Here is a 12179-nt window from a genome sequence, read left to right as displayed (position 1 = left end):
GTGACAAGGGGCATGGACAGCAGTACAACCAGGCAAAATAACGACCCTGTAAATAGCGAAGCGGCACTTAACCTCTGCCTGCAGCTTTGGCAACAAGGTGGTTTGAACGCCAACAAAGCAGCATTGTTACTGGCGGCTGCGCCTGCCCTTAGGTCACTGCTACAACCAATCTTACAGCCGAAAAAGAACGATGCTGAAACTGATATCGTTAATGCCTATAGCCTCACTGCACCATTGCTTGATGCCTTCAACGATTTAAGCCAGTCAGGTGAATGGCAATTAGCATTGTTGGGCTTAAACCCAGATGTTCGCCAACACTGGATAAATTTAGCCGCCGCTCGCTGCCAGGAAGCAGGCGCGATGAATGACACAATGGTATTGGTTAAACTCATTCAGCAACTGGGCAATGCCAGTGAATGGGTCTTAGCCCAACTGGAAAGCACTGCCACCACGCCGCAAATCATTGCCGGCCCATTGGCGCAAACCGAACGCGATTTACTCGGCCATAGCCTAAACGACAACGCAGCCATTCCCGCTCTATGTCGAATTTTGCGCACCAGCCATACCTTGTTTACCGTGAGCGAACAAAATGAACCACCGGCACCTATACAAGCGGTGAATATCACCGAAAAACAACTGACAAATAACTGGTGTAGTGGGCGGTTGTTAGCACTCCCTAATGCCTTGCTTGATGAACATGACCTTAAACCCAATGCCGAATGGTTATTGGTGTCCCGCTCAAGTCATGACAACGTGCCGTTTACCGAGCTATTCGCCCAACAGCCCTGGTTATTTTTACTCAGTCTTATTATCTTTGTGCAAGATGCCTGGGCTGCCGAGCAGCGTGGCGGCTTGTTGCTCACCTTACCTGCCGGGCAAAATGCCTTTGCCCCCGGTCAAATAAATATGGCAGTACAGGGCATTGAAGGTGATGAGGTGAGCCTGGGCAGTTTGGCTGAGTTTCTTGTGCTTCTGCTCGGTGAGCTCAATATCACCCTCTACCCGGCACTCAATGCGAACACGGAAAGCATCAACCGCCTAAACCGCGTCCTGAGCTCATTCATTGCCGAACTGTTAGCACAAAAAATCTGGCAATTTACCGAGGCGAGTCGTGGCGAGTCTGGCCAATATCGAATTCACACAAGCTTCAGCGATGCCTGTTATAGCCTGCCGTTAGCACCGCTATTTGGCTACAAAAGCCAATCGTTACAACGGGCCATTAAGCAACTGGCGCAAAACTGCTATGCCAATAAAAAACGCGCCGCCAATAGAATAAACCTTCAAGGATCGTCGTTATGAGTTTTGAATTAAACGAACAGATGGTTGATAGCCTGGCAAAACAACATCGCTGGGCGGCGACGGGCGTATCAGATTATCCACCTCGCGACCCGTTAGTGGGCCAGAGCCGCTTTTTTAAACGCTTTCAAACCTTTTTGCATACGGTGGATCACGACGATGATCGCTTTGCCCATGTGTTTGCCGTCGAAGCCGAATGGGGTCGGGGTAAATCACGTTTAGGTCATGAATTGGTCGCACAAATTAACGACTGCTCCAGAGGCTGGTTTGTCCGCGACGAACAAGGCCAATTACACGATAAGCAGCTGTTTAATCGCGACACGCAAGACAAATACCTGGCGCTCTATATTCGCTATTCACAAGTGGCATCAGATTATCAAAACTCGGATAACTGGTTTGCTTTTGGTTTATATCAGGCGCTATTGCCATTGGCCACTCAAACCTTTGATGGATCGATTCAAAGTGAAATTGCCAAACAAGCCTATGAACGCTTAATGCCATTTGGCTTTAAATCTGAACTGTTAGCAGATGCCTTACAGCTGAACGCCAACCACAGCGAAGAAGACCTCTATACTGACCAAACTCTGGTAGTAAGTTTGGTTCAAGCCGCCTATAAAGTATTAAAGAGCTTTGACGTGCAGTATATGTTGGTGGTGCTGGATGAGCTGGAAACCGTTGCAGAAGCCGCCACTTTTGGCCTGGAAGATGAACAAGATAAACGCCTCGATGGCCAGGCCATTCGCCTGATTGGTAAAGCAATTAAAGAGGAAGACCCTCGCCGTAAACTTCCATGGTTGCGCTATGTTGCACTGTGCTCACCACTGCTTGGTCAGCAATTGCGCGAAATTCAATCGGTCGCACGCCGCTTTGAGTTAGTGGAACTTGAGCATAATGCCTTTGCCGATGTATCAGACTATGTGGCAAGCCTCTTAAAAGACGGCAAGCTGGGTTTTAATTACCCTGCTGGTTTAGTGGAAGCTGCATACACCATGAGTGGTGCCAACTTCGGTTGGTTTAACGTGGTCATGGCTAATGTGGATGCAGTGCTGAGTCAATACCAACAAGCAGGCCGCAGTATCAAGGATGTGGGCGATTTATTTGAAGCTGTGCTGGCAGGTTCTGGCCGCGTGGCCAGGCATGTGCTGGATAAAGGTGCGATAGAAGGCATTCAAACTCGCGACCAGGCACTATTGACCGAATGCCGTAGTTTGCTCTACGGCCAATTACCCGTGCGCTTAGCTGAAGTGAACCATGCCACTGAATTGCTGGCGCTGAAAAACGAAGATCTGGAACCCATAGCTGCTCATTACCGCAAGCTGAGCATTGACCGCCTACAGTGCCGACAAGCCTTGGAGCAAGCCAAATTCCGCCGCGATAAAGATGAATGGTACTACCCTGCAGTAGATCAAGCGCTGAACTTAGATACTTTGCTGGATAACCTGCGTACTTTTTCGATTAAAGAGCAAGCCGCAAGCGGCGATAAAGGCGCGGTATTACTGCCTCTGTCAAAAGGTGAGTTTAAATACTTACTCAGCTTGCTGTATGACCACCCAGCGATTGAATTTGCTGCCGATGCCTTATGGCACAAGTTAGTGGGTGAAACTACCGAGCTGGACGCCAGCGAAGCAACACATATTGGCCCCAGTGTGGCGATGTTACTGCGCCTGGATTTGCGCTATCGCAGCGCCCAGCAAAACTCACTGATTTTTAAAGATCCCGCCATGGGCGATGCTCATGAACAGGCTATGAGTGAACTTAGCAAACAAAGTAGCCAGAAGCCGCTCATCAAGGCATTAGCCCGTGTAACGGGCTTTGTGCGTTTGCTGGATAACAACTGGCGCTATGATGAAAGCTTGCTGAGTAATAAAGCGGGCAGCGACGATGCGCCTCTGGCCATTTTAACCGAGCCACGTGGCCGCCAGGGTGGTTTACTTACCCTGGATGGATTTAAGCTTCACCCAGAAGGTAAAGCCTTGTTTGCCTGGGTCAGTAACCTCATTGAGCTGAACAATCTTCACACCTTTGCGGCAAACCACAGCCACCAAAATGGTCGCACGCCAGTATTAGCGTTAACCGCATCTGCACATCTCATGGAGCAATACAGCCGACTGGATGAAAGAAATGAGTTACGTGATGCGATACTGCTGCATTATGTCAATCCAATCGAAGCAGACCAGTTAGAGCGTATTGGCTTAAGTCTGTCAGCATGCCAGTTGCACGGCGTGAATTTAACTGCCGACAGCTTTACTGCGAAATTCAAAAACAAGCTGCATGCCCTGACTGCCTTTGCCACGGATGCCATTCACAAGTGGCGCCAGCGCTTGCAGAAGCGCGGTTTAATCGCCTGGCCGTTAAAGGTAGATGGTAAGTTATCACCGAATGACCGCGACCTTTTGTTTAAAGGCTGGTATCAGTTGGCCATTGCTCACCCTGAGTTAAACGGCATTCTCGATTTACAGCAGCAACACAGCGTGCCAGTGAATGAGCTGAGCAGCTTGTTGGATAAACTTAAAGTGCCGGGCAGCTATATTGCCAAAGGCTACACGGCCGATGAACATGCCGGACTATTTACTGAACTTAATAATGTGCAGCGAAGCCAGGCGCAGATCCCATTATTTTTAGCCCGTATTGCTCACCCTAATAAAAAGCACAAGTGGCAATTCGAAGGCTTTAAGCAGCAGTTTTATTTCGCCTATGTGGCTGAAACGAGCATTACCGCAAAAGGCGTGTTTAATGACTGGATGTGGTGGTGTGGAGAGCTGAACTTACTCACTTTAACCAATCCAACCGAAAAACAGGCAATTTGGGAGCACTACCCGCGCTCCCGCTTAGAAAATGCCATTAGCGAAGCACAAAACTGGTTCAGCGGTAACGATATGGGCAGTTACGCAGCCAATGTGGAAGTCATGAGCCGCGTGTATGGTTATGCACGCATTAATGAAATGTTCGCGCCTCTGGGTACAAATAAGCTGGGTTTTGTCACCGTAGAAGCTAAAGAGCAGTTGGAAAAAGCACAATCACTATTTAACGTGCTCAAACAGCAAGAAGAACAACTGGCTGATATTGCCGAGGCCAATGACACGCAAGTACTGGCAGGGCTTATCCACAAGCGTGCTGAAGTGCTGGAGCTAGTAGCAAAGGTTAAACCGCTTAATAGTTCCAAGTCCTTGCTAAAAGATGCCCATATTCTTAGCTTAGAAGACAAAACGACCTCGCTTTATCAACGGATTGAACAGGCCTGTTTATTTGCCGAATTTGTTGAGCGCAGCGCTGAGCGTATCAACAACCGACTCGCTGATTTAATCATAGATGTTGAAACAGAGTGTGCCCCACTGACGAATTTCCCGAAACGTCTGTACACCAACACGCTGCGCACCATAGGCCATATTTTAGACGGCGCGTTAAAAGACGATACCAGCAGTGCCACTGGCCAAAAAGAGCAGCAAGCAGACAGCGATACCTTACTGCATTACCTGCGTAAACTCGATTTAGGTAAAGCGCAAGACAAGCTTTCAGCCTTAGCGCAAGAAGTGGGTTTAAACCTGTACAGCGATCAACAGCTGCCGATAGCGGAGATCCAGGGACATATTTTGTCTAGCTACCGCAACTGCAAAGAACGATTTGGGAAGCTGGTTAATAACCTCGCAGAGCAAAACCAACGCGCCCAACAGCTGCAAAAATGGCTTAGTAGCGCCACGGCTGAGTATGAGTACGCTGATGACATTGCAGAGCTACCAAAACTGGTAATGAAATTACAGCTCATTGAAGACGCTATTGCCGATCTCCCCAACGATGCCGAGAGCAAGCGTCAAAGTATGCAAAACAGTTTGCGCAATGGGCAGTTTTCATCGTTACATGATTTACCAGAAGAGCTTTTAAAACCGGCACGCGGTCAACTTACACCGATTCAAGGCCAGCTACTTAAAACTGAAGAGCATCTAAACCAAGTAAGACGCAACTCCATCGAGCAGGTAAACAGCTGGCTACCGTTATTAAAACCGCTATTGGCTTCTCAAAAGCAAGCGAAACCAGCAGCGTTGACTCCGGGGGACGTGAGCAATTTGAGTGTCAGTGAACTTCAACTGATGTGTGAAAGCACCCGGGCCAAATGGCAGAGTCAAGGTGAGCAAATATTAAAAGATACAGGCTTAACACTGGCGGATTGGCAACCGATTTATCAGGCTTTGAGCCAAAATCAAGAACCCGCGTTAACACCTGAGCAACAGAAAGGACTTGTAGACAAAGGCATTGTAAAAATGCGCCTTACCTTTGCCACTGGCTTATAGAGGTGACGCGATGAGTCTTTATTTATCTTCGGCACTGGCCAGTAATCGTAAAGGTCGGTTTTTGCAAACTGTTGCGGGGGCAATCCCCTTAACGAAGGATTGGATTAGCTCGCCGCCAGCCAGCGGTTTGTTGTTAGTACAAGCACAAGAGTTGACTGACGCTAATACTATGCAACGCCTGTATCACTGGGCTATGCAGGCAGGTTGTGCCGCTTTGGTAATAAACCTGAAAGCTGAACAATTTACCTTATTAGCGCACTTGTCCTCCCCACTAGATTGGCAGTTAGTACCAGCGGTCTTGAGGGTGCAGGAACCTGGGCTAACCGCTTTGCTAGCCAGTGAAACAGACCAGGCTATTGCTGGCTTTACTGGCAGTGCAGATCGCCACCAGCACCAGGCCGGTGATGTGGTACATACTCGTTACATACGAAAACACAGCAACAGTGGGCTATTAGCCTTTACCACGTTACCTTTGTGGTCGCTGACTTTACTCGATCATAGTGAGATCCTGGTGAGCTGGTTGAATTGGTTTGTGGACCATGCAGGCATTGCTGAACGAATAATCGAACCTAAAGCGCCATCAGCCGACTACACACCAGATAAGCACGATCTGGTTGTATTGCTATTACTCTACACTGGAGGTGGCATGAGCTTACAAGCGTTGTCTGAGCATAATGCGGTTAAGCTGATGTTTGATGTTAACAGTCTTGATATTGTCAAGCGGGGTGAGATGTTGCGGCAGCACGATTTCATCGACAACGCGGGCATAACAGCCACCGGTAAAACATGCCTACAAGCCTCACAATATTGGGCTTATGCTCCATTACTTAGCGAGCAGCTACACACAGGAGCGCTATAAGCATGAATAAGAACAAAACGATGAATTTAGCGCAATCTCTCGCCATTGATAGCCAGCTTCGCTTACCGGGAAGTGCAGGACGCTTGCTTAAACAGGTCCGTGATATTGAGCAAGTGGCGCCGCTGTTCCGTGATGCTGGTTTAGTGAAGGCGGTCCCGAAGCCCACAATCGTTAATTTACGCGTAGCTGGTATTGCGACAAAATCCTGCTTAGACAAGGTATTGGGTGGTTTTATTTATGCCAGTGCGGCAGTGCGCACAGATTTGCTAATAGATGAAAATAAAGTCAGCACGGTGGGTAGCGACTCGGTATCAGAACTGGATGATATTGATTTTGAAGCTCAGCGTAAACGACTTGATTTAATTGAAATTCGTCATTCTTATCAGTTAGTTGAGAAAAAACTTTTAAGTTATGAGCCTGGCGATTTAATTTTGCTGGATACGCCGTTGTTTTTAGCACGGGATATGGCTCCGCTGGAGCGCAATGTCCGTCATAAACAAGAGTACGAAAAAACCAGGCAAGTGATAGAAACTTTTTGGCAAAACCATCGCTCTAAAATTTTTCCCTGGAATCAAAATGGTGTAGTGCTTGCGAGCATTTTGGCTGAGCGCTTTAGTGCAATTGTAAGTATCGCCAAACAAGATTTACGTACCGAACAAGGCCGCAAACAAATTTTAGCATCTGATGGGTTTTCTAAAGAGTTGATGCAAAATCTGGCAGGGCTGGATGAAAGTTTGGTGGGCGTGGGGGATTTGCGATTTATCAATGGCATTTTAGGCAACTATTCGCGCACCATCGCATTTCGTTTGTCTGAGCAAGAAAACCGCATTGAACCCAACATTGAAGCTAAGCAAGGGTTAATTGGTTTTCACTTCCGTAGTGCCCGAGGTGGGCAGATAAAAATGGTGCAATTAGCGGGTGACGAACCAGAATGGAAAAGTGCTGATCTCGATTTAGTTGCCTCTCGCCTGATAGTGCTGGATATGCAAAACAAAGGTAATGCAATGCCGTTGCCACAATTACTTGGCTATCAACAGCTTGGCATTTTACCTAAATTTGCTACGTTTTATCGCCAGGGTTTACACCAGGCTCTAAAGAATAATGATATTGAGGCAGGGTGGTTGGCAGGCCTTGATGAGGGATTGAATAATGGCTTATAAAGTTTTAGGTAAATTAGTCGGTAACACTGGTGATGCCAGCCAGTTAACTATGGTTGTGCAAGACTCGTTTTCAGTACGCCGTGGTGAGTTTGTACGCATTATGCACCAGGAACGCAAAGATGAGGGGCAAGTCGCCGTACTGGGGCGAGTGACCAAGATCAGTCGTACCAATATGCTCTACAACGCCGGCTTTGGCGATGGTGTGACTGAGCTTGAGCTTTTGCCCGGCGCGAATGTAACTGGTGAGAATATGTTTGCTCAGGTCGAGCTGGTTGGTTACCGTGATCCTGTTACTCGTCAAATCAAAATTCCACGTCGCCCACTTAACCCTGGTACCGCTGTTGAAACCGTCGATTTCCAGTTTTTGAGTGATTTTTACGAATTTAATGAACACTCCAGTTTGCACTTGGGCAACCTAGTAGGCTACGACAAAGGCGAGAATACAGTTCCTGTTTTTATTGACGTGAACAAGTTGGTCACTGAGCATTTAGCTGTTCTGGCAATGACGGGTTCAGGTAAGTCTTATACTGTTGGCCGCATTATTGAGCGTTTAGTCGCGGTTAATAACGGTACTGTAGTAGTATTTGACCCACATGGTGAATATGGTAAAGCCCTCGCTGGCGGTAATCTGCAATTCTCAAGCTTCTTAGAAGCCACTGACGATAAGCGTGATCAAGAAGCACTACCACTGATAAAACAGACCTTTGAAAAGCTGCAAGCCGCCGGTGCAGGTATTCAGGTTTACTCGCCGCAGCACGAATCTTTTAAACATAAATACGCTAGTAAGAATACGCCATTAGCGCTTCAGTTTGACCATTTTGAAATGGACGATATTGCTGAAATATTACCTGGCTTAACGGAACCGCAGCAACGGGTACTCGATGTTGCAATTCGTTATTGGCGCTCTGCAGATAAGACCGAGCCACGAGATATTAACCGCCTGCGCTTCTTATTAGGTGATGGCATTGAAGAGTTAAAAGAGTGGGACGACCTTTCTGAAGCTGAGGCGAAGGCGTTATCAGGCCGTAGTGCCGCCGTCGCCTCGATGAAGCTTTCACGCGTGCTTAATGAAGCCAAAAGTTTTTACAGTGCAACGATGGCTGAGCCAACTGATATTTACAAAATGGTGGGACGCCCGAGCAATCAACAAGGGCGTTTAGTCGTTGTTGACTTACAAGGTTTGAGTGATACCGCTAAGCAAGTCATTTGTGCACTGTTATCTAGTGAAATATTAAAGGCGGCCTCGAGCAAAACGGACCCGCTGCGCCCATGCTTTATCATTTACGAAGAAGGACATAATTTTGCTCCGGCCGGTGGCAATGCAGTCAGTCACCGCATTATTAAAAAGATCGCCGGTGAAGGTCGTAAATTTGGTGTTGGATTTGGCATTGTGAGCCAGCGTCCATCGAAATTAGATTCAGATGTGACCTCTCAGTGCAATACGCTAATTACGATGCGCTTAAAGAACCCAGACGATCAACGATTTATAGCTAAAGCATCAGATATGGTGAGCAAAGCTGACCTGGAGGAACTTCCGAGTTTATCAACCGGTGAAGCTCTGGTGTGTGGTCGTTCAATCCCTGCACCACTGCTTGTTAAAGTTGGTAGTAAGGCATTAATTCACGGTGGTGAATCACCGGAGGTATTGCGTGTTTGGGGCTCTTTCAATGGCTAAGGTGCCTATGCCTGAAGTAGCTTGGGTAAATGAGACGTTTCCACTTTTAGCAAGCGGTAAGCTATTGGACCAGGATGTATTGGTCCATAGCTTAGGCTGTAGCGTTTGGAATACATTCGGACATGAACAGTCATTTATGGCGGTAGTGGAATGCCCGGCTCCGGGTACATTTGGTGCTGATATTCGCTCTGACTCGGGCTGGTTTCATAAATCTTCTGCATCGCCTGTGTGTTTAATCGAATTTGAACGCTTTGATGGTTCAGCGAAGGGACAGCAAAAGCTAGAAGAAAAATTAAAAAACTTACTGGAAGCAGCGCAGCGCTGGAATCATTGCCCCAAAACCCTGGTCCTCAGTACCTGGAGCCAAGGCTTAGTAGGTACACCTGATACCCAAAAACTGAAAGACATTTGCCGCATGGGTTTTACTTCGTCCACTGGTACCCAAGTAAGCGCCGCTCCTGATGTTGAGGTGGTGTTTAGTCGCTTTTTATTTATCAAAAATCTGAGCATGATTGTTTTGGACAGAATTCACTATGAGGTGTTGATGTGAATATAAAATCAGCACATTTTTTGCCAGGGACGAATAAACGCCTTGGTGACAAATACCTGTTACTTGAATGCCTTGGTGATGGCAGCCATGGTTGGGTATGGCGGGCGGAACGCCTGCAAGATGGAAAAATTGTCGCAGTAAAAATCCCTAAGGATATTACTCGGGAAGACCGCCAGCTTGCCGAAGGTAAAGAGCTTTTAGACGTCGAGCCGCACGAAAATATTGTGCAAATTTTTGATATGGGCCGTATAGATAATGAATGGTTCTATATTGAAATGGAATATTTCCCAAGCCAAACCCTGGCGCAAAAGCTCGATGACAGGCAGCGTAATTTTGGCCAGACCTATGAACGTTTATTTAGAATATATCGTCAAGTGCTCTGTGCTGTACATTATTTGTCCAAACTACCAATGCCAATATCCCATGGAGATATTAAGCCACATAACATTTTGGTTGGCGAACGGGACCTGGTGAAGTTGACGGACTTTGGCAGCTCAGCTTTACCAGAAGAAATTTACGTTCGTACCCGAGAAAATGGCGGGACTGTGTTGTATTCGGCCCCAGAGTTCTCCAACGTCGATAGCCGTAGAGGTAGTCTGGAAGAGCTACTATTGGGCGACATCTATAGCTTAGGTGTTTTGCTATACCAGCTGCTGACAGGAAAGCTGCCCCATGATACGCCAGCACAAGTTCAGCGCCACGCACCTTTCAAGCTTCCAACAGAGATTAATAGCTCTATTCATACGGACCTGGAGCAAGTGGTTCTTACCTGCTTACAAAAACGAGCGGAGGATCGCTTTTCAACTATTTCCGACTTAATTCATGCATTTGATGCAGCTACCACTAAGCAACTAAAAGTTGGTACTATTGCTCCAGTTTTTCAGACTAAACTTGATCAGGACTGGTCAAGTGCGGTACTTGAAGCAATGTCCAATCAATCTTACCAAAAGGCTGCTCAGTTAGCGTCGCAGGAGTATGGCCGCAGTAAAGATCTACAAGCTTTACATCAGCAACTTATTGCCTTGTACCGCGCCAATCGCTTATTCGACTTTGAAAAAGTCGTAGAAGATAATAAAACAATCTTGCTCGAGGGTAAATTGACTCAACCTGCGGCTTTGTTCGAGCTGATAGTTAAGACAAACCTACAGTTGCGCAATATCAGTCAAGCAAAATCCTGGCTGTTGCAACGAAAGCAAGTTGAAGCAGAAAACGCGACTACCATGTATTTAGAATCATCTATCCTTGGCCTTGAAGCAAAATATCCTGAAGCAAGAGCACTATTGGAGAAAGTAAACCAAACAACTCCAATGAAGTTCCATGTGTTAAGCCAACTCATTTTAGTTTGCGAGCAAATGCGTGATTACTCTGGTGCTGCAGCTTATTTGAAAGCAGCATTACGAGTTGCACCATTGGATAACAGCATGAAAGAGAAAAAAGAATTGTATGCAAAGCTTGGGGTTATTTGATTGAAAAGATGACCATTAGGCGAACAAGATATCTTGGATAATTAACACTTCCGTTCAAATACCAGACAAAAATAAAGTTTTACATAACGATTTCCTTCTTGCTTGAGTTAAGACAAAAGCCTCTCCCCATTAGGGCGGAGGCTTCTCAGTTATAAGTATTTAATTAGTAAATAATTAACATTCAGGAATGTTAGCTATTTTATCGAGAAGGGTTATTAATCTTTGCATAGTCAAATGGGCTCATGGCAGCCATTGTATTCGCATCCAAAAAATCAGCCCACCACTGCAGCATCAGTTTGCGCTCATCCAGATGCTCCGCTTTATGGATATACGCCGCCCGTACCGAATTGCGTTCCATATGGCTCATCTGCCGCTCTACCGCATCCTTTGACCACAACCCAGATTCAATTAACGAGCTACAGGCCATCGTGCGAAAACCATGCCCGCAAACCTCACCTCGACTTTAGTGTCATAACCCATGACCCGCAGCGCACTATTCACCGTGTTATCACTCATCGGCTTACGCGGATCGTGATCGCCAATGAAAATCAGCTCGTGCTCCCCAGAAAACTGTTTTATCTGTTTAAGGATCGCAAGCGCTTGTTTAGAAAGCGGCACCAGATGCGGTGTATGCATCTTTGATCCTCGCTGAGAATGTTTCACATCAGGAATAGGCTCTCACTCAGGCGGGATGGTCCACATTGACGTTTCAAAATCAATCTCTGACCAACGAGCAAAACGCAGCTCACTGGATCGAATAAAGATAAGCAGAGTGAGTTCCGTTGCCCTGCGGGTTAGCGGCCTGCCGGTATTGTAAGTATCCCGCTAAAACGGCCCATTCACTTTTAGAGATCTTCCGACATACTGACTATGTCCCCTGAGGAGAT

General features: G+C 46.9%; 7 protein-coding genes and 1 pseudogene. 7 read left to right on the top strand and 1 reads right to left on the bottom strand.

Translation table 11 applies throughout. The annotated features are described in order from the left end of the window. Positions 1–12: 12 nt before the first annotated feature. The 7 genes from AC07U6_RS19250 to AC07U6_RS19220 are packed head-to-tail and all read left to right on the top strand — an operon-like array spanning position 13 to position 11292. Complete coding sequence (locus tag AC07U6_RS19250; RefSeq protein ID WP_494761435.1) at positions 13–1299, top strand: hypothetical protein; 1287 nt, start codon at positions 13–15, stop codon at positions 1297–1299. Next, positions 1296–5582 (top strand): hypothetical protein, encoded by a 4287-nt coding sequence (locus AC07U6_RS19245; RefSeq protein ID WP_494761434.1) that lies wholly within the window; start codon positions 1296–1298, stop codon positions 5580–5582. The genes AC07U6_RS19250 and AC07U6_RS19245 overlap by 4 nt, the downstream gene beginning before the upstream one ends. Before the next feature lie 10 nt (positions 5583–5592). Further along, positions 5593–6441 (top strand): hypothetical protein, encoded by an 849-nt coding sequence (locus AC07U6_RS19240; RefSeq protein WP_494761433.1) that lies wholly within the window; start codon positions 5593–5595, stop codon positions 6439–6441. Between the two features lie 2 nt (positions 6442–6443). Beyond that, positions 6444–7601, top strand: coding sequence for a hypothetical protein (locus AC07U6_RS19235; protein ID WP_494761432.1), 1158 nt, complete (start codon positions 6444–6446; stop codon positions 7599–7601). Beyond that, positions 7591–9276 (top strand): helicase HerA domain-containing protein, encoded by a 1686-nt coding sequence (locus AC07U6_RS19230; protein ID WP_019106735.1) that lies wholly within the window; start codon positions 7591–7593, stop codon positions 9274–9276. Before AC07U6_RS19235 ends, AC07U6_RS19230 begins: the two co-directional genes overlap by 11 nt. Positions 9277–9283: 7 nt before the next feature. Beyond that, positions 9284–9826, top strand: a complete 543-nt coding sequence (locus AC07U6_RS19225; protein WP_494761431.1) for a hypothetical protein — start codon at positions 9284–9286, stop codon at positions 9824–9826. Next, complete coding sequence (locus AC07U6_RS19220; protein WP_494761430.1) at positions 9823–11292, top strand: protein kinase domain-containing protein; 1470 nt, start codon at positions 9823–9825, stop codon at positions 11290–11292. Before AC07U6_RS19225 ends, AC07U6_RS19220 begins: the two co-directional genes overlap by 4 nt. 199 nt (positions 11293–11491) lie before the next feature. Here AC07U6_RS19220 and AC07U6_RS19215 read toward each other — a convergent pair. Beyond that, a pseudogene (locus tag AC07U6_RS19215) lies at positions 11492–12102 on the bottom strand (tyrosine-type recombinase/integrase); the annotation flags it as partial. Positions 12103–12179 lie beyond the last annotated feature (77 nt).

This window comes from Erwinia sp. GW821-FHT03D09, from assembly GCF_059420805.1.
This window is presented reverse-complemented; position numbering and strand designations above follow the sequence as displayed.